23 protein-coding genes and 1 pseudogene are annotated in these 26521 nt (G+C 70.7%); 9 read left to right on the forward strand and 15 right to left on the reverse strand.

Annotated features, from left to right (window positions below; genetic code table 11):
* Window positions 1-56 precede the first annotated feature (56 nt).
* The gene (locus tag INQ48_16530; GenBank protein QRF55038.1) at window positions 57-446 is read left to right on the forward strand and encodes a DoxX family protein; all 390 of its coding nucleotides are present in this window, start codon (window positions 57-59) and stop codon (window positions 444-446) included.
* A gap of 6 nt (window positions 447-452) precedes the next feature.
* Here the strand turns inward: INQ48_16530 and INQ48_16535 are convergent, their stop codons facing one another.
* The 5 genes and pseudogenes from INQ48_16535 to smc form a co-directional block, all read right to left on the reverse strand.
* Window positions 453-992 carry a peptide deformylase gene (locus INQ48_16535; protein QRF55039.1) on the reverse strand — a complete coding sequence of 180 codons (540 nt, stop codon included), beginning with the start codon at window positions 990-992 and terminating at the stop codon, window positions 453-455.
* Between the two features lie 244 nt (window positions 993-1236).
* Window positions 1237-1506: pseudogene (locus INQ48_16540) on the reverse strand (hypothetical protein).
* A 110-nt stretch (window positions 1507-1616) separates the two neighbouring features.
* Entirely contained in the window at window positions 1617-3710 is a 2094-nt protein-coding gene (gene ligA, locus INQ48_16545) for an NAD-dependent DNA ligase LigA (protein ID QRF55040.1), read from the reverse strand.
* An 80-nt stretch (window positions 3711-3790) separates the two neighbouring features.
* On the reverse strand, window positions 3791-4888 hold the full coding sequence (locus tag INQ48_16550) for a cell division protein FtsZ (protein QRF55041.1): 1098 nt from the start codon (window positions 4886-4888) through the stop codon (window positions 3791-3793).
* A gap of 13 nt (window positions 4889-4901) precedes the next feature.
* Entirely contained in the window at window positions 4902-8417 is a 3516-nt protein-coding gene (smc, locus tag INQ48_16555) for a chromosome segregation protein SMC (protein ID QRF55042.1), read from the reverse strand.
* Window positions 8418-8565: 148 nt separating this feature from the next.
* On the opposite strand from smc, the gene INQ48_16560 reads away from it, so the two are divergent.
* The 5 genes from INQ48_16560 (at window position 8566) to INQ48_16580 (ending at window position 12151) form a co-directional block, all read left to right on the forward strand.
* Complete coding sequence (locus INQ48_16560; protein ID QRF55043.1) at window positions 8566-9324, forward strand: hypothetical protein; 759 nt, start codon at window positions 8566-8568, stop codon at window positions 9322-9324.
* Window positions 9325-9409: 85 nt separating this feature from the next.
* On the forward strand, window positions 9410-9766 hold the full coding sequence (locus INQ48_16565) for a helix-turn-helix domain-containing protein (protein QRF55044.1): 357 nt from the start codon (window positions 9410-9412) through the stop codon (window positions 9764-9766).
* The gene (locus INQ48_16570; GenBank protein QRF55045.1) at window positions 9763-11058 is read left to right on the forward strand and encodes a type II toxin-antitoxin system HipA family toxin; all 1296 of its coding nucleotides are present in this window, start codon (window positions 9763-9765) and stop codon (window positions 11056-11058) included. The genes INQ48_16565 and INQ48_16570 overlap by 4 nt, the downstream gene beginning before the upstream one ends.
* 120 nt (window positions 11059-11178) lie before the next feature.
* Window positions 11179-11409 (forward strand): hypothetical protein, encoded by a 231-nt coding sequence (locus INQ48_16575; protein ID QRF55046.1) that lies wholly within the window; start codon window positions 11179-11181, stop codon window positions 11407-11409.
* A gap of 49 nt (window positions 11410-11458) precedes the next feature.
* Window positions 11459-12151, forward strand: a complete 693-nt coding sequence (locus INQ48_16580) for a mobilization protein (GenBank protein QRF55047.1) — start codon at window positions 11459-11461, stop codon at window positions 12149-12151.
* 7 nt (window positions 12152-12158) lie between these two features.
* Here the strand turns inward: INQ48_16580 and fabG are convergent, their stop codons facing one another.
* From fabG to INQ48_16605, 5 genes are read right to left on the reverse strand one after another with little or no spacing between them, the layout of a single operon-like run.
* Window positions 12159-12890: a 3-oxoacyl-ACP reductase FabG gene (fabG, locus tag INQ48_16585; GenBank protein QRF55048.1), complete on the reverse strand. Its 732-nt coding sequence runs from the start codon at window positions 12888-12890 to the stop codon at window positions 12159-12161.
* The gene (locus INQ48_16590; GenBank protein ID QRF55049.1) at window positions 12887-13363 is read right to left on the reverse strand and encodes a hydroxymyristoyl-ACP dehydratase; all 477 of its coding nucleotides are present in this window, start codon (window positions 13361-13363) and stop codon (window positions 12887-12889) included. The genes fabG and INQ48_16590 overlap by 4 nt, the downstream gene beginning before the upstream one ends.
* Window positions 13360-14124, reverse strand: coding sequence for a class I SAM-dependent methyltransferase (locus INQ48_16595; protein QRF55050.1), 765 nt, complete (start codon window positions 14122-14124; stop codon window positions 13360-13362). Before INQ48_16595 ends, INQ48_16590 begins: the two co-directional genes overlap by 4 nt.
* Window positions 14121-14942 (reverse strand): polysaccharide deacetylase family protein, encoded by an 822-nt coding sequence (locus tag INQ48_16600; protein QRF55051.1) that lies wholly within the window; start codon window positions 14940-14942, stop codon window positions 14121-14123. The genes INQ48_16595 and INQ48_16600 overlap by 4 nt, the downstream gene beginning before the upstream one ends.
* A gap of 16 nt (window positions 14943-14958) precedes the next feature.
* The gene (locus INQ48_16605; GenBank protein QRF55052.1) at window positions 14959-17388 is read right to left on the reverse strand and encodes a transporter; all 2430 of its coding nucleotides are present in this window, start codon (window positions 17386-17388) and stop codon (window positions 14959-14961) included.
* On the opposite strand from INQ48_16605, the gene INQ48_16610 reads away from it, so the two are divergent.
* Entirely contained in the window at window positions 17273-18046 is a 774-nt protein-coding gene (locus INQ48_16610) for a hypothetical protein (GenBank protein QRF60971.1), read from the forward strand. The genes INQ48_16605 and INQ48_16610 overlap by 116 nt on opposite strands.
* Here INQ48_16610 and INQ48_16615 read toward each other — a convergent pair.
* Genes INQ48_16615 through INQ48_16630 form a run of 4 tightly spaced genes read right to left on the reverse strand, consistent with a single transcriptional unit; the run spans window position 17994 to window position 21763 of the window.
* On the reverse strand, window positions 17994-19040 hold the full coding sequence (locus INQ48_16615) for an acyl-CoA synthetase (GenBank protein QRF55053.1): 1047 nt from the start codon (window positions 19038-19040) through the stop codon (window positions 17994-17996). The two genes, INQ48_16610 and INQ48_16615, sit on opposite strands and share 53 nt — an antisense overlap.
* Window positions 19040-20866: an AMP-binding protein gene (locus tag INQ48_16620; GenBank protein ID QRF55054.1), complete on the reverse strand. Its 1827-nt coding sequence runs from the start codon at window positions 20864-20866 to the stop codon at window positions 19040-19042. Before INQ48_16620 ends, INQ48_16615 begins: the two co-directional genes overlap by 1 nt.
* The gene (locus INQ48_16625; GenBank protein ID QRF55055.1) at window positions 20802-21452 is read right to left on the reverse strand and encodes a hypothetical protein; all 651 of its coding nucleotides are present in this window, start codon (window positions 21450-21452) and stop codon (window positions 20802-20804) included. The genes INQ48_16620 and INQ48_16625 overlap by 65 nt, the downstream gene beginning before the upstream one ends.
* A 5-nt stretch (window positions 21453-21457) precedes the next feature.
* On the reverse strand, window positions 21458-21763 hold the full coding sequence (locus tag INQ48_16630; protein ID QRF55056.1) for an acyl carrier protein: 306 nt from the start codon (window positions 21761-21763) through the stop codon (window positions 21458-21460).
* Between the two features lie 102 nt (window positions 21764-21865).
* Here INQ48_16630 and INQ48_16635 point away from each other — a divergent pair, with 102 nt between their 5' ends.
* On the forward strand, window positions 21866-23380 hold the full coding sequence (locus INQ48_16635; GenBank protein QRF55057.1) for a DUF853 family protein: 1515 nt from the start codon (window positions 21866-21868) through the stop codon (window positions 23378-23380).
* Window positions 23381-23400: 20 nt separating this feature from the next.
* A complete protein-coding gene (locus INQ48_16640) occupies window positions 23401-24108 on the forward strand; it encodes a Crp/Fnr family transcriptional regulator (GenBank protein QRF55058.1) in 708 nt (235 codons plus the stop codon).
* A 37-nt stretch (window positions 24109-24145) separates the two neighbouring features.
* Here INQ48_16640 and INQ48_16645 read toward each other — a convergent pair whose 3' ends face one another.
* The gene (locus tag INQ48_16645) at window positions 24146-26494 is read right to left on the reverse strand and encodes a hypothetical protein (GenBank protein QRF55059.1); all 2349 of its coding nucleotides are present in this window, start codon (window positions 26492-26494) and stop codon (window positions 24146-24148) included.
* Window positions 26495-26521: the final 27 nt, after the last annotated feature.

The following is a 26521-nucleotide window of genomic DNA, read 5'->3' on the forward strand; positions in this document are numbered from 1 at the left end:
CTTCACTACCATACGGCCCTCGCAACATTTCGAACCATCACCGAGGAACCCCGACCATGTTCAAGTCCGACGACACCGGCAAGCTCATTCTTCGCGTCGCCCTGGGCATCTTCATCCTGCTGCATGGCATCGCCAAGGTGACCAAGGGCGTCGACGGCATCGGCGGCATGCTGGCCTCGCATGGACTGCCGAGCGTGCTGGCCTACCTGGTCTACGTGGGCGAGATCGTCGCGCCGGTGCTGCTGATCATCGGCCTGTACACGCGGCCCGCGGCCGCGATCGTGGCGATCAACATGCTGGTGGCGATCTGGCTGGCGCACCGCAAGGACCTCGGCGCCCTCAACGGCCAGGGTGGCTGGGCGCTCGAACTGCAGGGCATGTTCCTGTTCTCGGCCATCGCGCTCGCGTTCACTGGCGGCGGCCGCTTCGGGCTCAACAACAAGTAGTCCGGCTCAATCGTCATCGGCCGCATCGAGGCCCGGGAACAGGACCTCGGTGTAGCCGAAGCGCGCGAAGTCGCGCACCCGCATCGGATAGAGCTTGCCCAGCAGGTGGTCGACCTCGTGCTGCACCACGCGCGCGTGGAAGCCGCTGGCCGTGCGGTCGATCGGATCGCCATAGGGATCGAAGCCCGTGTAGCGGATGTTCGAGAAGCGCGGCACCACGCCGCGCAGGCCGGGCACCGACAGGCAGCCTTCCCAGCCCTCTTCCTCGGCCTCGCCGATCGGCGTGATCACGGGGTTCAGCAGCACGGTGCGCGGCACCGGTGGTGCATCGGGATAGCGCGGGTTCACGACGTCGGTGCCGAAGATCACCAGCTGCAGGTCGACGCCGATCTGCGGCGCCGCGAGGCCGGCGCCGTTGACGGCATGCATGGTCTCGAACATGTCGCGCACCAGCAGGTGCAGTTCGTCGGTGTCGAAGGCGGTGACCGGCTGCGCGATGCGCAGCAGGCGCGGGTCGCCCATCTTGAGGATTTCGTGGATGGCCATGGCGCGGATTATCGCGAGGGCCCGCGGACCGCGCAGGCGGGCGCGCCGCGCCCACCCGCTTCACTCGGTCTCAATGACCCGGCAGGGTCGGCGCAATGTTCTGCGGCACATAGCCGGGCATGCCCGGCAAGGAGCCCGGAACGCCGCGGCCGGTGCCGGGCGTGACCGGCACGGTGCGCTGCGGCTGCGGACGCGGCAGCGCCACCGGCGGCACGCCCGCGGGCGGACGGCCACCGTTCCAGCCGGGGCGTCCACCGCCGTTCCAGCCCGGACGGGACGGGTACGGATAGCCGGGGCGGCCGTAGTACGGCCGGTCGCGGTAGTAGGGACGGCGGTCGTAGTAGGTCCCGCCGTTGATGTAGACAGGCGCGGGCTGCACCACCACCGGGTCGGAGTAGTAGGGATCCGAGTAGCCCCCGCTGTAGTACGGATCGCCGGGCACCGCGACGCAGCCCGTGAGCAGCGCGAGGCCGCCGGCCGCGAGGCATAAACCGAGAACACGAGTTTTTTGCATGAGGGTCTCCTTGTCAGCCTTCTGCGTTCGTTCAACGTCCCAGCTTGTAGACCCTGTTGACTGCGCTGATGTGAAGTCGCGTAACGGCCGGTAAGGAGGAGATGGTCTCCTCATTCCGCGGCCGGAGGCACGCCGTTGGCCAGTATGTCCAGCATACGTGCCTCGTCGATCACCTCGACGCCGATCTCGCGCGCCTTGTCGAGCTTGCTGCCGGCTTCCTCGCCGGCCACCAGGTAGTGGGTCTTCTTGCTGACCGAGCCGGCCACCTTGGCGCCAGCCGATTCCAGTTTGTCCTTCGCCTCGTCGCGGCTCAGCGTAGGAAGGGTACCGGTGATGACGAAGGTCAGTCCCGCCAGCGGCTTGGGCGCGCGCGCCGCGGGCTCGCCCTCCTCCCAATTCAATCCGCAGGCACGCAACTGCTCGACCACCTCGCGGTTGTGCGGCTGGTCGAAGAAGGTGCGCAGGCTCTGCGCCACCACCGGGCCGACGTCGTTGACCTCGAGCAGCAGTTCCTCGCTCGCGTCCATGATCGCGTCGAGCTTGCCGAAATGCTTGGCCAGGTCCTTGGCGGTGCTCTCGCCCACATGGCGGATGCCCAGGCCGAACAGGAAGCGCGGCAGCGTGGTCTTCTTCGAGGCCTCGAGCGCGTCGACCAGGTTCTGCGCCGACTTGTCGGCCATGCGCTCCAGCCCCGCCAGCGTGGTGAAGCCCAGCTTGTAGAGATCGGGCAAGGTGCGGATCAGGTTGGCATCGACCATCTGCTCGACCAGCTTGTCGCCGAGCCCGTCGACGTAGACCGCGCGCCGCGCCGCGAAATGCAGGATCGCCTCCTTGCGCTGGGCACCGCAGAACAGCCCGCCGGTGCAGCGGTAGTCGGCCTCGCCCTCCTCGCGCACGGCATCCGAGCCGCAGACCGGGCACTTGCGCGGCATGGTGAAGATGGCGCCGCGCTCGCCCTCGGGCCGCGCCAGGCTCTCGGGCGTGACGCCCACCACCTCGGGGATCACGTCGCCCGCGCGGCGCACGATCACGCGATCGCCCACGCGCACGTCCTTGCGGCGTGCCTCGTCCTCGTTGTGCAGGGTGGCATTGGTCACGGTCACGCCGCCGACGAACACCGGCGCCAGCTTGGCCACCGGGGTCAGCTTGCCGGTGCGTCCCACCTGCACCTCGATGCCGAGCACCTCGGTGACCTGTTCCTGCGCCGGGTACTTGTGCGCCACCGCCCAGCGCGGCTCGCGCGAGACGAAGCCGAGCTGGCGCTGCAGCTCGACGCTGTCGACCTTGTAGACCACGCCGTCGATGTCGTAGGGCAGGCTGTCGCGCTGGCGCCCGATGTTCTCGTGGAACGCGATCAGCTCGATCGCGCCGGTCGCGCGCGCGGTCTGTATCGCCACCGGGAAGCCCCAGGCATGGAACTGCTGCAGCCAGTCGAACTGGGTCGGGCAGTCGGGCCCGCCCTCGGCCGGCGGCGTGACCTCGCCGAGGCCGTAGGCGAAGAAGCTCAGCGGCCGCTCGGCGGCGATCGCGGGGTCGAGCTGGCGCACCGCGCCCGCCGCCGCGTTGCGCGGGTTCACGAACACCTTCTCGTTCTTCTGGCCGGCCGCGATCCTCTGCCGCTGGCGCTCGTTGAGCGCCTCGAAGTCGGCGCGCTTCATGTAGACCTCGCCGCGCACCTCGACCACCGGCGGTGCGTTGCCCTTCAAGCGCAGCGGGATCTCGCGCACGGTGCGGATGTTCTGCGTGACCTCCTCGCCGACCTCGCCGTCGCCGCGCGTGGCGGCCTGCACCAGCACGCCGTGCTCGTAGCGCAGGTTCATCGCGAGTCCGTCGAACTTGAGCTCGCAGACGTAGGCGATCTGCGGACCGTCCTCGGCCAGGCCGAGCTCGCGCCGCACGCGCGCGTCGAAGCTGCTGGCGCCGCCGGGCGTGATGTCGGTCTCGGTGCGGATCGAGAGCATCGGCACCTTGTGGCGCACCTTGACGAAGCCGTCGAGCACCTTGCCGCCCACGCGCTGCGTCGGCGAATCGGGCGTGCGCAGCTCGGGGAACTCGGCCTCGATCGCCTGCAGCCGCTGGAACATCCGGTCGTACTCGGCATCAGGCAGCGCGGGCGCGTCGAGCACGTAGTAGAGATGGGCGTTGTGGTGGAGCTTCTCGCTCAGGTCGGCGGCTTCGCGGGCCGCTTCGTCGCGCGTGGTCATGGGGTGTCTTCCGAAAAAACGATGCGGCCGCCCGACCGCTGCATGGCGGGCGGAGCGGCCTTGTGCATGGCGGCAGCGGTTTAGCTGAACAGCCGGCGCGCCAGCGGCGAGCCCGCCGCGAGGTCGCGCGCGTCGAGCGTGTCGTAGAGCTGCTCGAGGTCGGCGCCGATGGCGTCCATGGTCTCGTCGCGCAGCAGCTGGCCGTCGCTGTCGGTCACCACGCCGTCCATCTCGCGCGCCAACGTGGCGGCGATCTCGCGCATGCGCGTGAAGGGCTGCTCGCCGCGGTCGACCTGCGGCACGTCAAGGCTCAGGCTCAGTTCGCGAATGGCCGACTGCGCCGGATCGTCGGCCAGCGCGGCCTGGGTGTCGAAGGCCAGGCCGAGGATCGGCGGCAGGCCCAGCTCGCTGGTCGGCAGCACCATGCGGCCCGGGATGATGCCGGCCACGAAGCCCAGCCGCGCGGCGTTCTGCTGCACGTAGCCCGGGCTCCAGGCCGCATGCAGCGCGCGCAGCACGAAGCCCAGCTGCGCATCGTGCGCGCTGGCGAACTGGTCGAGCTCGCGCGCGCGCGCCACCTCGTCGAGCATCTCGGGAAATTCGGGCGCGCCGTTCAGCGCGTCGGCGAAGGCCTGCGCCTTGACCACGAACTCCGAATACTCGATCTCGTTGAGCGCGCCGGTGCGGTTGGCCAGCTGCACGCCGACCTGGAACGCGCCGTAGCGCTGTCCCGGCACGGGCGGCTCCCATTGGCGCGAGTGCTCGTTCAGGCCCTCGATGGCGACCGGCTTGCTGCCCGCGCGGCGCGTGGGCGGCATGGCGGCGATCGCGGCATCGCCCGAGGCCAGGCCGTCGAGCGAAATCGGCGCGATCACGTCGATCAGCGGATCGAGCCCGCCGCGCCGTTCGCCCGTGGGCACCGGCAGCGTGCCGGGCGCCGGCAGGTCAGGATCGAACAGCGGTTCGTGCCGGTCGTGCGTCGGCACCTGGCGCGGATCGATGTGCATCACCGGCTCGTAGCCGTCTTCGGACGGTGCGCGCTGCGCATCGGCCGGTTCGCCATCGGCGGCATCGGGCTGGCGCGGTGCGTTGCGGCGCGAGCGCAGGGCGTCGTAGCCGATCACGGCCGCGAGGACGAGGCCACCGAGGATGGCCAGGGCAAGCGTGAGATTGCTCATGGGTGCGCGCGCCTCAGGCTGCCTCGACCATCGAGGCCGCCGCTTCCATGTCGACCGCGACGATGCGCGAGACGCCCTGCTCCTGCATGGTCACGCCGATCAGTTGCTCGGCCATTTCCATGGCGATCTTGTTGTGGCTGATGAAGAGGAACTGGGTTTCGCGGCTCATGGCGGTCACGAGTTTGGCGTAGCGCTCGGTGTTGGCGTCGTCCAGCGGCGCATCCACTTCGTCCAGCAGGCAGAACGGCGCGGGATTGAGTTGGAAGATCGCGAACACCAGCGCGATCGCGGTCAGCGCCTTCTCGCCACCCGACAGCAGGTGGATGGTCTGGTTCTTCTTGCCGGGCGGCTGCGCCATCACCTGCACGCCGGAATCGAGGATCTCGTCGCCGGTCATCATCAGCTTGGCGTTGCCGCCGCCGAACAGCTCGGGGAACATGCGGCTGAAGTGCTCGTTCACGGTCTTGAAGGTGCCGCCGAGCAGGTCGCGCGTTTCGGCGTCGATCTTGCGGATGGCGTCCTCGAGCGTGGTGATCGCCTCGTTGAGGTCGGTCGATTGCGCATCGAGGAAGACCTTGCGCTCGCTCGCCACCGCGAGCTCGTCGAGCGCCGCGAGGTTGACCGCGCCGAGCGCCACCACCTCGCGGTTCAGGCGGTCGATCTCGCCCTGCAGGCCGGCCAGTCGCACCTTGTCGGTCTCGATCGAGAGCGCGATGGCCTCGAGGTCGGCGCCGGCATCGGCCAGCAGCTGCTCGTACTGCTCGAAGCCCAGGCGCGAGGCCTGTTCCTTGAGCTGGAATTCGGTGATGCGCTGGCGCAGCGGATCGAGTTCGCGCTCGAGCTGCAGCCGGCGTTCGTCGCTGGCGCGCAGCTTGAGCGTGAGGTCGTCGTACTGGCTGCGCGCGGCGCCCAGCGCGGTCTCGCGCTCGAGCTTGAGCGCGAGCGCGTCCTGCAGCCCGGCCTGGGCGGCGGCATCCGACAGCCGGCTCAGTTCGCCACGGGCGCGTTCGTCCTCGTCGGCCAGTGCCACCGTTTGCTGCGAGGCGGTCTCGATCGATCGGTTGAGTTCGCCGCGGCGCGCCTCGAGCGTGCGCTGCGCGAAGGTGGCTTCCTGCGCCTGGCGTTCGAGGCTGCGGTGCTGCTCGCGGCTGGCGGTCAGCGCGCGGCCGGCCTCGATCACGCGCTCGTCGAGCTCGGCATGGCGCTCCTGGCTGTCGGCCAGCTGCATGTCGAGCTCCTCGAAGCGGCCTTCGGCGGCGATGCGGCGCTCCTGCAGCTCCTCGAGCTGGGCGTCGACCTCGCCGAGGTCGGCCGCGAGCTGCTCGCTGCGCGCGCGGGTCTGTTCGGCCAACTGCGTGAGGCGCAGGGTCTCGACCTGCAGCTCGTGCGCGCGCGACTGCGTGTCGGCGGCTTCGCGCCGCGCCGACACCAGCCGCTGGGCGGCGTCGGCATAGGCGGCCTCGGCGCGCACCAGCGCGGCACGGGCGTCCTCGCTGATCAGCGCCTGGGCACGCAGCTGGCGGTCGAGGTTCTCCATCTCCTGCTGGCGCGCCAGCAGGCCGGCCTGTTCGGAATCGGGGGCGTAGAAGTTGACACCGTGCGAACTGACCGCGTGGCCGCTCTGCACGTAGATCGTCTCGCCGGGCTGCAGCGTGCCGCGCTGGGCCAGCGCCTCCTCGAAGCTCGCGGCGGTGTAGCAGCCGTGCAGCCAGTCGGCCAGCAGCGCCTGCTGGCCCGCGTCGTTGAGGCGCAGCAGGCTCGACAGTCGCGGCAGGCTGGCGGCGCCTTCGGGCACACCGGCGACCGGCGGGTTGTAGAAGGCCAGCTTGGCCGGCGGCGCGTCGTTGGCGAAGGCGCGGACCATGTCGAGCCGGCTGACCTCGAGCGCGCCCAGGCGCTCGCGCAGCGCGGACTCGAGCGCGTTCTCCCAGCCCTGTTCGATGTGGATGCGGCTCCACAGGCCCTGCAGGCCGTCGAGCCCGTGCTTGGCCAGCCAGGGCGCGAGCTTGCCGTCGGTCTTGACCTTCTCCTGCAGCGCGCGCAGCGCCTCGAGCCGCGCCGACAGCTCGGCATGGCGCGCACCCTCGCTGTTCACCGCCTGCTGGCGCGTGCGGCGGTCGTCGTCGAGCCGCGGCACCGCTTCCTGCAGGTCCTGCAGCCGCGCATCGGCCTCGCTGGCCGCTTCCTGCGCGGCCTCGAGCTGCTCCTGCATCGCCACCAGCTTCGCCTCGTCGGGCGCGGCCAGCGCCTTCTGGTCGGCGCGCAGCCGCTCGCTGCGCTGGTTGAGCTGGCGCGACTGCTCCTCGATGTTGCGCTGGTCGGCCGCCAGCACCTGGATCTGCTGCTGCACCTGCACCACGGCCGTGCGCTGCGCGTTGGCCTGGTCCTGCGCCCGCTGCTGCGCTTCCTCGAGTTCGGGCATGCGCGCGTCGTGCTCCTCGAGCTGGGCCGCCAGCAGCACGGCCTGCTCCTCGGCGTCCACGCCCTGCCCGGCCAGCGTCTCGATCTCGGCCTCGGCCTCGACGCGGCGGTTGTCCCACTGCGCGATCTGCTCGCGCAGCTGCACCAGCCGCTGCTCCACGCGCTGGCGGCCCTCGACCACGAAGCGGATCTCGCCCTCGAGCCGGCCGACCTCGGCGCTGGCTTCGTAGAGCTTGCCCTGGGCCTGGTTGACCAGGTCGCCGGCGCCGTAGTGGGCCTGGCGCACGGTTTCGAGTTCGTTCTCGATGTGGCGCAGGTCGGCGGTGCGCGACTCGAGGTCGTTGATCGCCTTCTCGGACTCGGCCTTGATGCGCGCCTTGTCGCTCTCGCTCTCGGCGCGCTTGAGGAACCACAGCTGATGCTGCTTCCTGGTGGCGTCGCCCTGCAGCGCGTTGTAGCGCGCGGCCACCTCGGCCTGCTTCTCGAGCTTCTCGAGGTTGGCGTTGAGCTCGCGCAGGATGTCCTCGACCCGGGTCAGGTTCTCGCGCGTGTCTCCCAGGCGGTTCTCGGTCTCGCGGCGGCGTTCCTTGTACTTCGAGACGCCCGCGGCCTCCTCGAGGAACAGGCGCAGTTCCTCGGGCTTCGATTCGATGATCCGGCTGATCGTGCCCTGGCCGATGATGGCGTAGGCGCGCGGGCCCAGGCCGGTGCCGAGGAACACGTCCTGGACGTCGCGCCGGCGCACCGGCTGGTTGTTGATGAAGTAGCTGCTGGTGCCGTCGCGCGTGAGCACGCGCCGCACCGCGATCTCGCCGAACTGGTTCCACTGGCCGCCGGCGCGGTGGTCGGCGTTGTCGAACACCAGTTCCACGCTCGAGCGGCTGGCCTGCTTGCGCGTGGTCGTGCCGTTGAAGATCACGTCCTGCATCGACTCGCCACGCAGTTCCGAGGCACGCGACTCGCCCAGCACCCAGCGCACCGCATCCATGATGTTCGACTTGCCGCAACCGTTGGGCCCGACCACCCCGACCAGTTGGCCCGGCAGCAGGAAGTTGGTGGGTTCGGCGAACGACTTGAAGCCCGAGAGCTTGATGGAATTGAGACGCACGACTTGTCGGCCTGTCCTGCGTGAATGTGTCCCCGGCTAGAGGGCCAGGTCAACAATTAACGCCAAGGTATTGATTTGTAAGGAAAATTGCACGGGCCCGCCGCTTGAAGCAGGCCGCCGCCCCAGCCGTGGATGATAACGTCAGGGCATGAGCGAATCCTCGGTTTCTCCCCTGAAAGACCGCCGCGCCTGGCTGCTCGCGGGCACCGGTGCCCTGCTCGGGCTCGGCGGCTGCGGCGCGTTCCAGAACACCCAGCGCGCCGAACCCTACGCCAACCAGGAATGGCTGCAGTCGAGCGCCAACCGCATCGCCAACCTCTCGCTGCGCGACAATCTCGAGTCGATACGGCGCGTGCAGACCACGCTCTACCGGCGCAATCCGCGCGAGTGGCGCAAGTCGGCCGCCAACATGGACGCCGCCAGCCAGCGCGCCTGGGCCGCCGTGACGCAGGGGCCCGACCTGCCCGAGCTGCGCGGCGCCACCGGCATCGAGGCGATCCGCCTGGCCTTCGACACCGGGCCGCAGGGCTACCAGGGCGACCGCGTGGCCGCGCTGGTGGTGGGCTGGGCCTCGATGCTCAAGCAGGCCAACGGCGACACCTGGGAGCAGAGCATGATCGACGGCATCAATGCCGAGAACAGCTACCGGGCCGCGCGCAACTTCGAGATCTCGCTGTGGCTGATCGCCTCCAAGACCGGGCCCGACGGCCAGCCGCTGTTGCTGGCGACCGAGATCAGCGAGCGTGGCCGCAACCTCGTGGCCGACCGCGAGTTGTCGAAGGTGGTCGCGCGGCTCGACCTGCTGGCGGCCCAGGCCGACGAGAAGTACCGGCGCGCGGCGCTCGATTTCGGGCAGAACTGGGTGATGGGCGTGGTGATGCCGTTCTTCACGCTGGTGCCGCGCTGACGCCGGGCCGGCGGCGCGCCGGCAACGGGCCAGGGATCATTCGGAAACATATTTCCGAATTTGCCATTTGCGGTAATATCTTTCCATGACCAAGCAGGAACTGATCGCCGCGCTGATCGCCCGCCGCGAGGCCGCCGGCCTCTCCGGGGCCGAGATCGCGCAGCGCTCGGGCCTGACCGAGCGCTCGGTGCGCAACGCGCTCGGGCCGCAGGGCAATCCGCAGATGTCCTCGCTGCTCGCGCTGGTCGATGCGCTGGGGCTCGAGCTGCAGCTGGCGCCCAAGGGCTTCGGTGCCAGTGCCTCGCTCGACACCGATGCCGGGTATCGCCCCGTTGCCACGCGCGTGGGTACCGCGGTGGCCGCCGTGGCGCAGTCCCCCACGCCGCCGCCCTATCCCCCCGGCGAGCCGACCCGGCGCGGCTCGCGCAGGCGCTCGCCATGAACGTCAAGATCCTCGAGATCGCGCTCGGCGCGCGCCGCTTCGGCAAGCTGTTCCAGTACGCCGACCTGTGCCGCTTCGTGGCCGAGCCCGAGATCGTCGCGGCGCCGCCGGCCGAGGTGCTGTCGCTGTCGATGGTGGCGAACGACGCCGCCTCGCAGGCGGCTCTGTGGAGCGACGTCAAGAACCCGCTGTTCAACGCCCAGGGCGGTCAGCTACCGCGCTTCTTCCAGAACCTGCTGCCCGAGGGCGTGCTGCGCAGCCACATCGCGCAACTGCGCGGCTGCCGCGAGAACGACCATTTCGAGCTGCTCGCGGCCTGCGGCGGCGACCTGCCGGGCGCGGTGAGCGCGCGCCCGGTGTCGGTGGACCGCGCCACCTTGCAGCGGCTCATCACGCAGGACCAGGACGCGCTCGAGATGTCGGTGGTCGAGCTGCCGATGCCGCAGGGCATCTCGGTGTCGGGCGTGCAGCCCAAGCTGGGCCTGCGCCGCCAGGGCGGGCGCTACGTGGCGCGCACCCGCGCCGGCGCCAGCACGCGCGTGATCGCCAAGCTGCCCGTGGCCGGGCGACTGCACATGCCGCAGCTCGAGATGCTCTCGCTGCGGATGGCGGCCGCCGCGGGCGTCGAGGTCTGCCATGCCGAACTCGCGCCGCTGTCCGCCATCTCGGCCGAACACAGCTACGCCCTGCCCGACGAACCCGAATTCCTCGCGGTCACCCGCTTCGACCGCGACGGTGCGCGCCGCATCCACTTCGAGGACTTCGCGCAGGTGCTGGGCTTCGACCCACTGCACAAGTACGGCGGCAGCTACCTCGACATGGCGCTCGCGATGCGGGCCTTTCCCTCGCTCGGCGAGGAAGCGGTGCTCGAGCTGGTGCGCCGGCTCGCGGTCAACGAACTGCTCGGCAATCCCGATGCGCACCTGAAGAACTTCGGCGTGCTCTATCCCGACGGCGCCTCGCCGCGCTTCGCGCCGGCCTACGACATCGTGGCCTATGCGGCGCTGCAGGGCGTCGAGGGCCATGCGCTGCCGCTGCTGCCAGCCACAGGCAGTTCAGCGCCTCGGCGCAGCGGACTGTTCAGCCCCGCCAACGTGCGCGCCTTCTGCTTCTCGGCCGGCCTGCACGAGCCGCAGGTGCGACGCGTGGTCAGCGACACCGCGCGCCGCGCGCGCGAGCAGTGGCCCGCGATGATCGACGGCGCCACGCTGCCCGCGCCGTGGAAGGCACGGCTGCAGCAGCGCCTGCAATCCCACCCCCTGCTGCAGGGAATGGCCCGGCGCGGCCAGTAGCGCCCCGGCACGGCGGAGCCGGCATCGCCGCGCGGCACGAGATACACACGCGCACAACTTTCCGCGATGATGCTTCCGCCCGGGTGACATAGTTCAACGCAACGTGACAGGAATTGGCGCATGCGAGTCGGTATCGTGGTTCTGGAGTTGTTGATCGACGCGGGCGCGGCCTGCGCCGCCCTGGGCCTGCTCGGTGCCGGCAGCGCCGCCTTCACGGCCGCGAGGCGCCGCTACATCGGCGGCGACGGCAGCCTCGCGGCGCCCTCCCCGCACGGCCAGTCCGACGACCACATCGACGGCGGCCCTGCGGGCGATTCGTCCCCGCGCCGGGAGTCCGCCACCCCAAGCTGAGGCAAACTGTCGCCGGCTCCCTGAATCTTCCACATCTACCAGCGACACCATGAGCTCCATCAATTTCATCGGCGGCGAAAAAGGCGGGGTCGGCAAGTCGGTCACGGCACGGGTCCTGGCCCAGTACTTCATCGACCACAGCCGCCCCTTCACGGGCTTCGACACCGACCGCTCGCACAGCTCGTTCACCCGCTTCTACGAAGGCTTCGCCTCGCCCGTGGTGGTCGACAGCTTCGAAGGGCTCGACACCGTGGTCAACGGCTTCGAGACCCATCCGCAGCAGAGCGTGATCGTCGACCTCGCGGCGCAGACGCTGGCGCCGCTGGCGCGCTGGATCAAGGAATCCGACCTGTTCGACGTCTTCGCCGAGATCGGCGTGACCGTCAATTTCTGGCACGTGCTCGACGACGGCAAGGACTCCTCGGACCTGCTCGGCACGCTGGTCGACACCTTCGGCAGCCGGCCCAACTACATCGTGGTGCAGAACTACGGCCGCGGCAGCGACTTCGGCACCCTGCTCGGTTCGCAGTCGATGTCCAAAGCCACCGCGAACGGCGCGCGCGTGATCGCGCTGCCGCGCCTGCACGAGGCCAGCATGCGCAAGATCGATGCGCAGAGCACCAGTTTCTGGAAGGCCGTGAACGACCGCGAAGGCCCGCACGCGCTGGGCCTGCTCGAACGCCAGCGCGTGAAGTCGTGGCTCGCGACCGCCTACGCGGCCTTCGACACGCTGCCGCTCTGAGCGCGAGCTAGATCATACCGCCGTTGACCGAAATCACCTGCCCGGTGATGTAGGCCGCCTCGTCGCTCGCGAGGAAGGCGGCCAGGGCCGCCACTTCCTCGGGCTTGCCGGCGCGCTTGGCGGGCACCATCTGCTGGATCAGCGCCGGGTCGAACACCGCGTCGGCCATCGGCGAGGCGATGATCCCGGGCGCGATCGCATTCACCGTCACGCCGCGCGAGGCCACCTCGAGCGACAGCGCCTTGGTCGCGCTGTTGAGCGCGCCCTTGGCCGCGGCGTAGTTCACCTGGCCCTTGTTGCCCACCAGCGCCGCCACCGACGAGATGTTGAGCACGCGCCCCCAGCGGGTGCGCATCATCGGCAGCAAGAGCGGCTGGGTCACGCGGAAGAAGCCGTTGAGCGAGATGTCGATCACCTTGTGCCACTGCTCGGCGCGCATGCCCGGCAGCACCGCGTCGTCGTGCACGCCCGCGTTGTTGACGATCACCTGCACCGGCCCCGGCTCGAGCATGCGCGCGCAGGCGGCGGCGCAGGCCTCGTCGCTGCGCAGGTCGAAGACATGGCATTCGGCCTTGCCGCCGGCCGCGACGATCTTCGCGGCCAGCTGCTCGACCGCTTCGGGGCGCGAGTTCGCATGCAGCAGCACGGTCGCGCCGTCGCGCGCGAAGCGCTCGGCCATGGCGGCGCCGAGCGCGCCGCTGGCGCCCGTGATCAGGGCGCGTTTTCCTTGGAGGCTCATGATTCCTTCGGGGTGTCCAGGGCCAGCGGCGTGTTCAGCACCACCACCGCGCGGCCGTCGGCCAGCGCACGGCCTTCGCCGTCCCTGAGCCAGAACTCGTACATCACCTGCCGGGCGTCGCCCGACAGCCGCCGCGCCTCGACCTGCAGGCGCCCCTCGACCTCGTCGAGCCGCGCCACCGTCGTGCGCACGCCGCGCGTGCTCGCGAGGAAGCCGGCCGAGGGCGTCGCGCCCTCGCTCGCCAGCAGCCCGCCATGCAGCGCCATCGCCTGCGCGGCGTACTCGACGGCATTCGGCGCCAGCAGCCCGCTGGCCGTGCGCAACGGGTTGTCGGCATCGCGGTGGGTGGCGGTGCTGCAGCGGATCGTTTCCGCATCCCAGCCCTCGAGCCGCTCGAGCAGGCACATGCTGCCGCGGTGCGGTATGCGCTGCGCGATGCCCTCGCGCTCCAGCGTCTGCGGCACGAAGCTCATCGCGCGCCCTCCGGCACCAGATCGGCCACCAGCAGCACATTGGCGAACGGCGTGCCTTCGCTCATCGGGATGCTTTGCACGCCGAAGCCCAGCCGCTCGAGCAGCGCCGTCCATTCGGCCAGCGGACGGCCCCAGGTCGGCGACACCTTGTGGCCGCGCACGCGCGTCACGGTGCGGTCGACCCACTGGCTGATCGCGAAGCCGCGGCGGCTCGAGGCATCGCCCACGCGCAGCAGCAGCCGCGCCCGGGGACTGCCGCCGCGCTGCAAGGCGTCGCGCACACGGCGCAGCACGCCTTCCTGCGCGGCATGGTCCACGTAGTGCAGCACGTCGAGGATCACCACCAGGTCGCAATCGGGCAGATCGGCCGCGCACATGTCGGCACAGAGCAGCCGCGGCGCGGGCTCGAGATGGCCGATGGACGCTTCGGCGCGCGCCACGTCCTTGGGCATCAGCTCGATGCCGGTGTATTCAGCGGCGCTCGGCGTGGCGCCCCAGCCAGCGGGCCAGCGGCCCTGCTGCTGCATGCGGCTCATCGAGGCCAGCAGGCTCGCGAACAGGCCCTGGCCGCAGCCGATGTCGACCACGCGGCGATGCTGCGCATCGATCAGCCCGCGCTCGAGCAGGCCGCGGAACACCGGATCGCGCCCGAGCTTGCCGCGCGCGAAATGCCAGGCGAAGCTGCCGCCCTTCCTGTAGGGCTCGGTGGCGGCCTCGTGCAGCTCGCGCCAGGCGCTGTCGGCCGAGAACACGGCGCTCATTCCCGAAGGCCCTCGGGCAGGGTCACGGCGCGCAGTCCATCGGCGCGCAGGCGTTCGAGCAGCAAGGGCAGTACCTCCAGCAATACGGGTTCTCCACGGGCGGTGCGCGCGGCATTGCCGTCGTGCAGCAGCAGGATGTCGCCGGCCGCCAGGCCGCGCGTCAGGCGCGCCAGCACGCGCTGCGCATCGCCCTCGCGGGTGTCGAAGCCGCGGCGGGTCCAGCTCACGAGCGACAGGCCGAGCCGGTGCAGCACCGGTTCCAGAAAGGGATTGCGCAGCCCGGCCGGCGCGCGAAAGCAGCTCGGGCGCTGGCCCGTGACCTCGGCCAGGATCTGCTGCGCCTGCGCGATCTCGCTGGCGAAGCCGCGCGGGCCGAGAAAAGAGAAGTTGTGCCGGTGCCGCGCCGTGTGGTTCTGGATGCTGTGGCCGCGCGCGACGATCTCGCGCGCCAGCGCCGGCTGGGCCCGCACGCGCTCGGCGATGCAGAAGAAGGTGGCGCGCTGGCCATGGGCGTCGAGCAGGTCGAGCACGCGCGGCGTCACCGCGGGCTCGGGGCCGTCGTCGATGGTGATCGCCACCTCGCGGCGCGCGATCGCCGCGGCCGGCAGCCGCGTGACGTTCGGGCCCAGCAGCCGGCTGCGCGGCGTGAGGCCGGCTGCGGTGATCAGCGCATGGTTGAGCACGATCGCGCCGAGGGCCCAGGGCCAGGCGCCCGGCACCAGCACGCCCGCGCCGACGGCGGCCGCGTGCCAGGCCGCGCTGGCACGGATGGCCGGCGGCCAGGGCCAGGATTCGGGAGTGACGGGTGCGGTCGACATGGCGCGGGATTGTGCGTCAGCCGCGCGCGCCGCCGCCCGAAGACCCCGTCTCGCCCGCGGGTGGTGCCGCGGGCGGCGTCACGCGGCGCGCGAAGGCCGCCGACAGCAGCAGCGCGAGCAGCGCGCCCGGCGCCACCACGCGGCCGATCGAGGACAGCGCGGGAATGTCGGAGATCGCGATCAGCCCGAACGAGACCACGGTCGTCAGGTTGGCGAGCATCAGCGAGGCCAGTGTGTCCTCGTCGGCCCGGCCCGTGGTGCGCAGCTGGTCGAAGAACAGCGCGTAGTTCGAGCCCACCGCCACGATCAGCAGCAGTCCCACCAGGTGCAGGATGCCGAGCGCGGCCTGCATCACGGCCATGCCGCCGAGCGTGAGCATCACGGCGAACAGCAGTGGCTGGCACACCGCCAGCAGGCGCCGGCCCGAGCGCAGGTAGATGCCCAGCAGCACGACCACGGCCAGCGCGCCCAGCAGCACCTGCACGAAGGCCTCGTGAAGGTAGCGCTGGTAGAGGCTGCCGAGCTCGCGGCCCACGTCGACCACCTGCACCTCGGGCACGCCGGCGAGCGCGGCCTCGAGCTTCGCCTGCTCGAACTTCGGTCCCGGATGCAGCGCGATCAGCGTCGACCAGCCGCCGCCCGGGCGTTCGTACATCAGCGAGCTGATCACTGCGCGCAGCGGGCCTTCGCGGAGTTCGTCGAGCTGCACCGGCTTGAGCTGACGCGCGGCCTCGACGTCGGCCACGAAAGGGGCGAGCCGGCTGGCCGGCAGCGGCAGGCCCTGCGTGGCCTCGGCCAGGCGGGTGCGCAGGGTGTCGGCATCGGGCAGGCTCGCCAGGCGCGCCTGCTGGGCCGCGATGCTCGGCAGCACGCGCGTCACGGTCTCGAAGCCGCCGAGCTCGCCGCGGTCGACCAGCGCATTGAGCCTGGCGCTCGCGGCCTCGTTGTTGCGCAGCGCCGCCTGGGCGTCGGCACCATTGGCCATCACGATGATGCCGCCGTCGCTGGTGCCGATGTCGTTGCGCAGCATCTCGTCGAGCTGCTGCTGCGCGCGCGGCACCGGGCTCATCGCGCTGAGATCGGCGCGCCACAGGTGGCCGCCCTGCCACAGCACCAGCGCCACCGCGGCCACGCCCAACGCGGCCAGCGGCCAGCGAAGGCGCGGCAGGTTGCGCACCATCAGGCCGGCGAAGCTTGCCATCTGGCGCCGCATGCCCATGCCGGTGGCGCCGTCGGGCGCGAGCATCGGCAGCGCGTAGCGGGTGGCGACGGCGGCCGCGACCAGGCCCGCGATCGAGAACACGCCGAGCTGGGCCAGGCCCGGGAAGCCCGAGAACACCAGCGCCGCGAAGCCGCAGACCGAGGTCAGCAGGCCGATGCGCACCGTGGGCCAGTGCACCGTGCGCCAGCGCTGCCAGCCGGTGCCGGGCACGGCGGCGCCGCGCGCCTGGATCAGGTAGTAGATGGCGTAGTCGACGGTCTCGCCGATCAGCGTGCTGCCGAAGCCCAGCGTGAGCCCGTGCACCGAACCGAAGACCCAGCTGACCGCCGCGGTGCCGATCACCACGCCGGTGGCCACCGGCAGGAAGGCGATCACCAGCGCGCGCGGCGAGGCGAAGGCCAGCAGCAGCAGCCCGCCCATGACGATGCCGCCGACGATCGCGAGATGGATCGCCTCGGTCTTGATCTTGTCGCGGCTGAGCACCGAGAACACCGGCGGGCCAGTCAGCAGCAGTTGCGGCTTCGCTTCGCCCAGGTCGCGCGTGGCCGCCTCGTGGGCCGCGTGCACGCGCGCGATCGCCACCGCCTGCGCGTCGAGGTCGCTGCCGGCGGCGCGCGTGGTCAGGATCATCAGCGCGCGCGGCGCGGTGCGCGACATCCACACGCCGTCCTCGCTGCGCGGCGCGCTGGCCGGCACCAGCTCCTCGGCGATGCGCGTGGTCTCGCCCGTGGGGTCGCGGTCGAGGAAGGGCTTGATCACGTTGCCGGCCGGCGTGCCGAGCAGCGACAGCGTCTCGTTGATCGCGTCGCGCAGGCCCTCGACCGTGAAACGCTCGGGCGCCACGCCCGGCGAGAGCTGGTAGCGGTGCTGGAACACCCAGGTGCCGGCCTCGGTCCAGTCGCCGGTGTCGCCGTTCTGGATCAGGTCGAACAGCTGGCTCTCGCGCATGCTCTTCGCCATCGCGCGCGACACCTGCGCGCGCGCCTCGGGCGTGCCGCCCTCGAGGCCCAGCATCAGGGTGCGCGAGGCCACGCCGCTTTGCAGCTGCTCGATCAGCACGCGCTGGCGCGCATCCGGGCTCTTGGGCAGGAAGGCCGACAGGTCGGCGTTGAACTGGGTGCGCGAGATCTCGAACACGCCGGCCAGCAGCAGCGCCACCCAGACCAGCAGCACGACCGCGCGGCGCTGCCAGCTCGGCGGCCCCTGCGGCGCGGTCGCGCTCACGGCGTGGCGCGCCCGGCCGGCGCCGCCGCCGGCCGGGGGCGGCCGCGGGACGGTCGGGCACGATGTTCATCACCGAGCGGTCGCCGCCGACGAACTCCATCTCGAGCCCGAGCACGTCGCTCGCGCGCCCGCTGATGCGCATGCTGCGCACCTGGGCCGCGAGCCGGCTGTCGATCGGCGTCAGGTCGAGCGCCCACTGGCTGGCCGAACCGGTCACGGTGCTGCGGAAATAGCGCTGCAGCGTGCTGCCGTCGCCGCTGAGCGTGCCGCGCATGGCTTCGACCAGGCCCAGCAGTTCGGGCATGCTGTCGAGCGCCAGCGTGCGGTTGCGGCCGCCGCGCGACAGGGTCAGCGTGTTGCCCTCGACCGCCATGGTCTCGACGCGCGGCGACAAGGTGCGGCGCACCAGCTTGTCGGGCGCGTCGAAGCTCAGGGTGCCGCGCGCATCGAGCGGGCCTTCGAGGCCGTGCACGAAGCGCTGCTCGGTGAAGCGGGCCTCGCCGCTCTTCTGCTTGGCCAGCAGGCCCATCAGTTCGTTGAGGTCGAAGGCCCAGGCCGGTGCGGCGCCGAAGGCCAGCACCAGCAGCAGCGCCTGGAAGAACCGTTCAAGCCGCCGCGGGCGCATCTGCATCTTCGAGCCAGAAATCATGGAAATTGAACCAGTTGTAGGGGTAGGCGCGGCACAGCGCCTCCAGGCGCGCCACATAGGCTTCGACCGCGGCGCGGATCAGCCGTTCGCGCTCGGCGGCATCGGCCGGGCGCTGGCCGAAGTCGGCCAGGCGTTCGAAGCGGACATCGTAGCGCGCACCGCCGTGGTAGACCCCGGCCATGAAGAACACCGGCCGCCGCAGCAGCGCCGCGAGCCGGAACGGCCCGTCGTTGAAGCTGGCGTCGCGGCCCAGGAACGGCAGCACGATGTTGTTGCCGCGCTGCTGCGCGGGCTGGTCCTCGCTGCCCGGCAGCGTGCGGTCGGCCAGCATGCCGCCCATGCCGCCGCCGTCGAGCCAGTCGCGCAGCGCGAGCATCGAATGCGGCCGGCCCAGCGCGATCACATGGGGCCGCGCCTCGGGCAAGCTGATCGCGTTGAGGATGGCGGTGATGCGCTGCGCGTTGTCGGGGTACATCAGCATCGCGAGGCGCATGCGCGCCTCGTCGGGCTGCTGGCGCTTGCAGGCACCCATGGCCTCGAAGCTGCCCACGTGCGCGCCGAGCAGGAAGGCGCCGCGCCCCTCGAGCGCCGCGCTCTCGAGCTCGACCTGGCCGTCCATGCGGAAGTCGAACAGGTCCATGCGCCCGCGCAGGAAATACACCCGGTCGAGCACCGTCGAGGCGAAGGCATGCAGCAGCTTGAAGCCGTCGACCCAGCCGGCCCGCGGGCCGATGGCGCGGAACAGGTAGCGCTTGATGTGGCGCCGCGGCGTGGGCGCGAACAGCAGGAAATACAGCGCGATCGGCGGCAGCAGCAGCCGCGTGACGCGGCGGCCGAAGAAGATCGCCATGAAGCAGATGAAGCGCAGCGCGAGCATGTTGCTGCGCTCGGGGGCGCGGGTCCAGTCGGCCGCGTCGGCGGAGGCGGCGGGAGTGGCGCCCGCGGGCGGCGCGGTCCGGGCCGCGGCGTTCACCGCGCGGGTCTCGGCCTCGGTGTGCTTCATCACGGCGACTCTGCCACGGGCGTCCAGCGGCCGGTGACGGCCACCACGCCGTCGCAGCGCACGTCGAAGCGCACACCGCCGCCGCCGGCCTCGGGATTCAGCTCGATCGCCAGCGCGGCGCCCGGGCGCACCGGCGCCAGGAACTTGGCCGCCGCCAGCGTGGGATGGGTGCCGAGCCGGGCCAGCAGCGCCGGCACGCGGCGGATCGCCTCCTGCACCTCGGCCAGCACCAGCGCGCCGGGCAGCAGCGGCTGGCCGGGAAAGTGGCCGGCGAACGCCGGATGGTCGACCGGCACCGTGTGCACGAGCCGCACCGGCGTGTCGTCCTCGGCCAGCTGCGCCAGCGCGAACTCGCGCAGCGCGCGCACCGTGAGCTTGCCCGTGCCCTCGCGCGGAAAACGCTTCACGTGCACCACGCGCCGCGGCACAAACACCGGCTCGAGCCGTTGCCGCAGCGCGCCCACGATGGCCGCCGCCGTGAGCTCGGGCGCCACCACGAAGGCGATCGGCCGCACCACGCCATCGGCCACCTCGTCGGGCAGCCAGAAGGCGCCGTCGTCCACGCCCGGAATGCTGTTGAGGTGGTAGTTGAGGTGGGCCAGCGAACTGCGCCGGCCGGCCACGTGGATCAGGTCGTTGGCGCGGCCGAACAGCCGGAAGCGGCGTTCGTCGAGCAGCTCGAGCACGTCGGCCATCGGCGTCGGCTCGGGCAGGAAGTCGCCGCTGAAGATGAAGCGCTCGTTGCCGTCCTCGCCGCCGGGCTCGGCATGCACGCGGATCTGGCCGAAGGTCTCCCAGACCTCGGTCTCGGTGGTGCGGCGCATCGCGACCTGGCCCGATTCGGTGCTGCCGTAGATCTCGAGCAGCACGCCGTGCAGCGCCTGCTCGGCCTGGGCGGCGAGCTGCGGCGACAGCGGCGCGGTGGCCGAGAGGATCAGGTCGACCTCGGGCAGCGCGATGCCCGACAGCAGCAGCGTCTTGAGGTGGAACGGCGTGGTCACCAGCGCGCGCGGCCGCGGCACCGAGGCCAGGGCCTGCGCCACGTCGGCCGGGAAGAAGGGCCGGCCGCTGTCGAAGGCGGCGCCGCCGAGCATGGCCAGCAGCACCGAGGATTCGAGCCCGTAGCTGTGCTGCACCGGCACCGTGGCGACCAGGGTCAGGCCCGCGAGCGAAGGCAGATCGAGCACGCGGCACAGGCGTTCCACCGCCACCGCCACGTCGCCCGTGAGGGTGCCCCAGGTCTTGGCATGCGGCTGGGGTGCGCCGGTGGAGCCCGAGGTCAGCAGGCTGGCCGCGTGGCGTGCGGCGTCGATCATCGGCACGGCGGCCAGGTCCGCCGCCTCGGCGGGCGACGGGCCGGCGCTTTTCTCGATCACCACGCGCGCCATGCCGGGCGTCTGCAGCGACGGGTCGTCGACCAGCGCGAACAGCCCGCCGCCATGCGATTCGCGCAGCCGCGACAGCGTGTCGGCGCGCGCATCGGGCGGCAGCAGGCTGGCGTGGCCGCGCACCAGGGCCGCAGCCATGCCGACGATGAAGTCGTAGCGGTCGGAACAGAGATTGACCGCGGCGCCGTGGGCCGGCAGTTGCGGCGCGAGGCGGGCCACGTCGGCCAGGAACTGGCGCGTGCTCAGCGGCACGCCGGCGCGCCAGGCGAGCGGCGCATCGGGATCGCGGTCGGCAAGCAGCGGCAGCAGGCCAGGATTCGGTGTCACGCGGTGCCTTTTCCTCTTTCGTGTCGGTCCGCCGGGCCGGCGGAATTCAGCGCGGGCCGCCGCCGGCGCTGCTGTCGGCCGACGAACTGCCGTAGAAGGCGCGCACCGCATCGACCATGCGGGCGCGCTCGAACTCGGGGTGCAGCCGGTAGCGCAGCAGGTGTTCGCCGACGAACAGCAGCGCCACGCTGGCGGGCGTCAGCACATTCGCCAGCAGCGACCAGGCCGAGAACGACAGCGTGAGGTAGACCACGATCGACGACAGCACCACCAGCGCGAAATAGCCGGTCCAGATGCGCGTGAGCTGCGTGGTGTAGGCGCGCATCGCGCCGCGCAGCGGATGCACGCGCTGCGCGAACTGGGTGATCAGCGGCGTGCTGTCGCCGCGCAAGGTGGAGCCGAACCAGCCGCACAGCAAGGCATTGATGGCCACGTGCTGGAACACGTAGAGCCGGTTGGTGTCGCCCGCCTCGCCGCTGAGCACCAGCGCGAAGCCCGCCAGGCCCAGCGCGACCACCGCGGCGAAGCCCCAGCGACCGAAGCGGCTGGCGGCGAAGCCCATGGCGGCGAGCCACAGCGGCCCCAGCAGCACGACCACCGCCCACGGCTCGGTGGCGTGGAACAGCATCATCCAGTGGGAAGCACCGGCATAGGCCACCCCCACCAGCAGCAGGAGCGCCAGGCGCCATCGTGACATGGGGTTCAGGCCGCGCGGTTCTGTGCGACGTGGGCCGCGAGCGTGCGCAACGACTGGAAGATCTGCTGGTTGCGTTCGTCGTCCGAACGCAGCTGGAAGCCATAGCGGCGCGAGACTTCGAGCGCGACCTCGAGGATGTCGATCGAATCGAGGCCGAGGCCTTCGCCATACAGCGGATCGGTCGGGACGATGTCGGCCGGTGCCACCTCGAGATTGAGCGCGTTCACCAGCAGCACGGCCAGTTCCTGCTCGATCGGCGACTGTTCGGCATCGCCATCGGCGGGAATGGGGGGCTGAGCAGTCGAAGACAAGAAAAACCTCCAGAAACTTTTTGCCGCAAGGGCGCGTGGGCCGTGGATTATAGGAGGGCGGCTTGATTAGACTGGCCGCCCCGACACGACCCGGAACCGTCCATGGCCGACTCTCTTCTGATCGCCCGCCACGAGAGCGTGGAATGCGCCCTCCTCCCGGCCCTCGCCAACCGCCACGGCCTCATCACCGGCGCCACCGGCACCGGCAAGACGGTCACGCTGCAGACCATGGCCGAGAAGCTGTCGTCCATCGGCGTGCCGGTGTTCATGGCTGACGTCAAGGGCGACCTGACCGGGATCAGCCAGCAAGGCGCCATCGGCGAGAAGATGGCCGCCACGCTCAAGGAGCGCGGCATCGAGCTGCCCGAGCCGCTGGGCTGCCCCGTCACGCTGTGGGACGTGTTCGGCGAGCAGGGCCACCCGGTGCGCGCCACCGTCTCCGACATGGGCCCGCTGTTGCTGGGCCGCATGCTCGACCTGAACGAAACCCAGGCCGGCGTGCTGAACCTGGTGTTCAAGATCGCCGACGACAACGGCCTGCTGCTGCTCGACCTCAAGGACCTGCGCGCGATGCTGCAGCACGTGGGCGAGAACGCGAGCCAGTTCACCACCGCGTACGGCAACATCAGCGCCGCCAGCGTGGGCGCGATCCAGCGCGGCCTGCTGCAGATCGAGACCCAGGGCGGCGACAAATTCTTCGGCGAACCGATGCTCAACATCGCCGACTTCATGCAGACCGTGGGCGGCAAGGGCGTGGTCAACATCCTCGCGGCCGACAAGCTCATGAACTCGCCGCGGCTGTACGCCACCTTCCTGCTGTGGATGCTGTCGGAGCTGTTCGAGCAGTTGCCCGAGATCGGCGACCCCGACCAGCCCAAGCTGGCCTTCTTCTTCGACGAGGCCCACCTGCTGTTCAACGAGGCGCCCAAGGCGCTGGTCGAGCGCATCGAGCTGGTGGTGCGGCTGGTGCGCTCCAAGGGCGTGGGCGTGTATTTCGTGACCCAGAACCCGCTCGACATTCCCGACTCGGTGCTGGCCCAGCTCGGCAACCGCGTGCAGCATGCGCTGCGCGCCTTCACGCCGCGCGACCAGAAGGCGGTGAAGGCCACGGCCACCACGATGCGGCAGAAGCCCGGCCTCGACATCGAGAAGGCCATCACCGAGCTCGCGGTCGGCGAGGCGCTCGTGAGCTTCCTCGACGAGAAGGGCCGCCCGAGCGTGACCGAGCGCGTCTACGTGCTGCCGCCCGGCAGCCGGATCGGTCCGATCACGGCCGCTCAGCGCCAGGCGCTGCTGGCCGGTTCGCTGGTGGCGGGCGTCTACGAGAAGGCGGTCGATCGCGAATCGGCCTACGAGAAGCTCAAGGGCCGCGCCGAGACCGCGCCCGGCGCACCCGCCGCGGGCAAGGCAGCGCCCGGCAAGCCGGCCGAAGAGGGTTCGGGCGCCGGCGGCATGCTCAACGACCTGCTGTTCGGCCACACCGGCCCGCGCGGCGCCAAGCACGACGGCCTGGTGCAGACCATGGCCAAGTCGGCGGTGCGCACCATGGGCACCTCGGTCGGCAAGGAGATCCTGCGCGGCGTGCTCGGCGGCATCTTCGGCTCGAAGAAGCGCTGAGCGGCGCGGCGACGGCCCCCATGTCCTCGGGCAAGCCTCCGGCCAGGGACATCGCGGCGTTCTGGGAGCGCTGCATCTGGCCGCGCGTGCTCACTCAATGCGAACGCGAGACCGCCTACAAGGCGCTCTACACGCGCGAGCACGGCCAGGGCGAATTCGTCTGCCAGCGCAACGAGATCGCCGACAGCTGGATCGGCGTGATCGAGGGCTTCCTGCGCGTGCAGGACACCTCGGCCGACGGCAAGCCCGTAATGTTCACGGGCGTGGCCGCGGGCGGCTGGATCGGCGAAGGCTCGCTGCTGAAGGTCGAGCAGCGCAAGTACGAGATCGCCGCCACCCGCCCCACCGTCACCCTGCACCTGCCGCGCGACACCTTCGCCTGGCTGCTCGACAGGAGCGTGCCGTTCAACCACTTCATGCTGTCGCATTTGAACGAGCGGCTCAGCCAGTTCATCGCCACGGTCAAGTTCGACCGCCTGCTCGAGCCCACGGGCCGCGTCGCGCGCGGCATCGCGAGCCTGTTCCATCCGGTGCTCTATCCCAACACCGACGCCACCCTGCAGATCAGTCAGGAAGAAATCGGCTGGATGGTCGGCGTGTCGCGCCAGCGCGTGAACGTGGCGCTGCACGAACTCGAGGCGGCGCAGCTCATCAAGACCGGTTACGGCTACATCAACGTGCTCGACCGGCAGCGGCTGTCGCGCTATCCGAACAACCAGCCCGGCTGAAACACCCGCGCGGCGGGCGCTTCGCTCGTTCGCTGCCTCAGAGCGGCGTCGACACCGGCGCGGCCGGCAGGTCCTGCCCGCCCGGGCCGCCGCGGAAGGTGGTCGGCGTCCACGGCACCTGCCCCACGCCCGGCTTGCTCCAGTCGCACACGCCATCGGGGAAGGTCGCCTGCAGCCGCACCTGCTGGCCGCCCGTGAAGACCGCGCCGGCGTAGTCGGCCGAGGCGAAGTCGATCGGCTTGAGCTGGCACTTGAACACGTCTTCCGAGAGCGGTCCGCCCGACACGATGCGCACCGATTCGTAGGGCTTGACCGGGCAGGCGGCGCTGCCGAAGCCGATGTCGACCAGCTCGGCAGTGGTCATGCCCGCGGTCGCAATGCACTGGTCGACCGCGTCCGAGGGCTTGTTCTTCACGACCTTCCTCTCCTTCGTGTCGGCGGACCTGTCGGCCTCCATGGCGCCGAGCCAGCGGTCCATCATCAGGAAGGCCTGCCGGGTCAGCGCGACGCCGGTGCCGGCGTTGCTCGCCAGCACCACGTGGTTGTCGTGCCCGCCGTTGCCCGCGTCCAGGCGCGCGCGCTGCTGGTAGGTGCGCCAGGCCATGTGGATGTCGGCGCCGAGCTCGGGCCGCAGGTCGATGACCGGCACCTTCGCGAGGTTCTTCGCGTAGCTGACGAGGCCGCTGCGGTAGAGCGCGGTCATCGCGCTGGCCTGCATCCGCGCACGCGCCGCGGGAATGACGGCCTTGTCGCCCGACCAGATCATGTCGGCGTCCCAGCTGCCGATGCCTTCGTTGAGCGCGACGAACTGCTCGGGCGTGATGGCGCCGGAGCGCAGGGCCTTGAGCCCGTACTGCACGCCCGCGTTGTCGTAGGGCAGGTTCGGCACGGTGTTGCCGTTGAGCTCGGTGGTGCCGAGGATCGCGGTCATCACGTCATGGATCGTGCAGCGCACGCCGTTGGGCCGCAGCGCCGGGTCGTACACCAGCGCCGCCGGAAAGCCGAGTCCGCAGTTGGTGGCCTGCACCGGGTTCTGCGGCGCGAGGAAGGAATAGACCCAGTTGGTGCAGTAGTCGGCCGTCGGATGGCCTTCGATGGCCGCGCGTGCCGCCGGCGACAGGCCCGCGCCCGGGCCGGTACCGTAGTAGCGCCAGAGGTTGCCGCAGTCGCGCGTCTCGATCCAGGTCGTCACCGCGTCGGGGTAGCTGTAGCCGGTCTGCAGGCCGTCGAGCAGGCCGGGCATCACCGAGGCCGGCACGGTCTGCATCATCGAGCCGCCCGAGCCGCCGTCGGACATGGTGTAGCGGATCTCGCCGTAGGTATCGATGATGTGCTCCTTGACCATCATGATGTTCTCGGTCGCGAGGAACTCGTTGTTGTTGTCGTTGTGGTTGGTGAGCTGCGAGTTGACCGTCATGAAGCCGGCGCGCAGCGCGTTGTCGTCGAACAGCGCCGTGCCCGGGTTCTGCTGGAAGCGGTTGCCCGAGGCCGAGGCGCCCATCTTCCAGAGCACCTTGCCGTTCCAGCCCTTCTGCGGCTCCCACGGCGTCCACGGCCTGGCGGGATCGAAGTACACCGCCACCTGGTATTCGCCGCGGCCCATCGTGCCCAGCTCCACGCGCAGCAGCGCCTTCACGGTGTCGCCGCGGTCGGTCGTGAAGTTCGCGATCTCGGCGTCCTTCGGCCGCTTGGCCGGGTCGTACTGCAGGAAGCAGGCGTAGGGACCGAAGGGCTGCTGGCCGCAATCGGTGCCCTCCTTTGCCTTCGGCTGGTAGTAGTAGGTGTAGACGGTGGGCGCGTTGCAGTCGGCGTCGACCGGGTCGGCGTCGAGCCCGCTCACCAGCGTGGTCGCGGTGGCCGAGAGCCCGGTGCCGGGCACCGTCACCGTCGCGACCGAACCGGCCTTCGTGGCGCAGATCCACGGCTGCACCGGCGTGCCCGCGAAGATGTTGCCGCCGCGCGCGAAGTTCTCGATCGCGAGCTTGGCGCCCGTCCGGGTCGACTTGAGCGTGGCGGTGAGCGTGTTGCTGCCCACGCGCAGCCCGGTCACGGTGCCGAGCACGCGGCCGTTGGCGCGCAGCGCGAAGGCGGAGGAGACGTCCTTGCCGTCGAGGTCCACCGCGAGGTCGAGTGCACTCTTGCCCTCGGGCAACACGATCTCGACGTAGGCATCGCCGTCGCTGATCATGTCGGCGCGGTTCGACAGCGTCCTGATCTTGAGTTCGCCCGTCGCCGCCGAAGGTGGCGGTGGCGATTCCGGCTGCGAGCCGGAGGGCGGAAGAATCGGCAGTGCCACGCCGCCGCCGCCGCTGCCGCCGCAGCTCGCGAGGGTGACGACCGCGCACAGGCCCAGGACCCGCAGTCCCGTTCTGAGGATGTCTCGCATCGATGTCTCCTGTTGTTGTGAGAGAAA

Source organism: Variovorax paradoxus, from assembly GCA_016806145.1.
In the GTDB taxonomy this organism is placed as follows: Bacteria; Pseudomonadota; Gammaproteobacteria; order Burkholderiales; family Burkholderiaceae_C; genus Variovorax.

Excerpts from the sequence above, each read along its gene's own strand:
- INQ48_16530 (QRF55038.1), top strand. The coding sequence starts at position 57 with ATGTTCAAGTCCGACGACACCGGCAAGCTCATTCTTCGCGTCGCCCTG.
- INQ48_16535 (QRF55039.1), bottom strand. The coding sequence starts at position 992 with ATGGCCATCCACGAAATCCTCAAGATGGGCGACCCGCGCCTGCTGCGC.
- ligA (QRF55040.1), bottom strand. The coding sequence starts at position 3,710 with ATGACCACGCGCGACGAAGCGGCCCGCGAAGCCGCCGACCTGAGCGAG.
- INQ48_16550 (QRF55041.1), bottom strand. The coding sequence starts at position 4,888 with ATGAGCAATCTCACGCTTGCCCTGGCCATCCTCGGTGGCCTCGTCCTC.
- INQ48_16560 (QRF55043.1), top strand. The coding sequence starts at position 8,566 with ATGAGCGAATCCTCGGTTTCTCCCCTGAAAGACCGCCGCGCCTGGCTG.
- INQ48_16565 (QRF55044.1), top strand. The coding sequence starts at position 9,410 with ATGACCAAGCAGGAACTGATCGCCGCGCTGATCGCCCGCCGCGAGGCC.
- INQ48_16570 (QRF55045.1), top strand. The coding sequence starts at position 9,763 with ATGAACGTCAAGATCCTCGAGATCGCGCTCGGCGCGCGCCGCTTCGGC.
- INQ48_16575 (QRF55046.1), top strand. The coding sequence starts at position 11,179 with ATGCGAGTCGGTATCGTGGTTCTGGAGTTGTTGATCGACGCGGGCGCG.
- INQ48_16580 (QRF55047.1), top strand. The coding sequence starts at position 11,459 with ATGAGCTCCATCAATTTCATCGGCGGCGAAAAAGGCGGGGTCGGCAAG.
- fabG (QRF55048.1), bottom strand. The coding sequence starts at position 12,890 with ATGAGCCTCCAAGGAAAACGCGCCCTGATCACGGGCGCCAGCGGCGCG.
- INQ48_16590 (QRF55049.1), bottom strand. The coding sequence starts at position 13,363 with ATGAGCTTCGTGCCGCAGACGCTGGAGCGCGAGGGCATCGCGCAGCGC.
- INQ48_16595 (QRF55050.1), bottom strand. The coding sequence starts at position 14,124 with ATGAGCGCCGTGTTCTCGGCCGACAGCGCCTGGCGCGAGCTGCACGAG.
- INQ48_16600 (QRF55051.1), bottom strand. The coding sequence starts at position 14,942 with ATGTCGACCGCACCCGTCACTCCCGAATCCTGGCCCTGGCCGCCGGCC.
- INQ48_16615 (QRF55053.1), bottom strand. The coding sequence starts at position 19,040 with ATGAAGCACACCGAGGCCGAGACCCGCGCGGTGAACGCCGCGGCCCGG.
- INQ48_16620 (QRF55054.1), bottom strand. The coding sequence starts at position 20,866 with ATGCGGTGCGCGCCTTCTACGGCAGTTCGTCGGCCGACAGCAGCGCCG.
- INQ48_16625 (QRF55055.1), bottom strand. The coding sequence starts at position 21,452 with ATGTCACGATGGCGCCTGGCGCTCCTGCTGCTGGTGGGGGTGGCCTAT.
- INQ48_16635 (QRF55057.1), top strand. The coding sequence starts at position 21,866 with ATGGCCGACTCTCTTCTGATCGCCCGCCACGAGAGCGTGGAATGCGCC.
- INQ48_16640 (QRF55058.1), top strand. The coding sequence starts at position 23,401 with ATGTCCTCGGGCAAGCCTCCGGCCAGGGACATCGCGGCGTTCTGGGAG.
- INQ48_16645 (QRF55059.1), bottom strand. The coding sequence starts at position 26,494 with ATGCGAGACATCCTCAGAACGGGACTGCGGGTCCTGGGCCTGTGCGCG.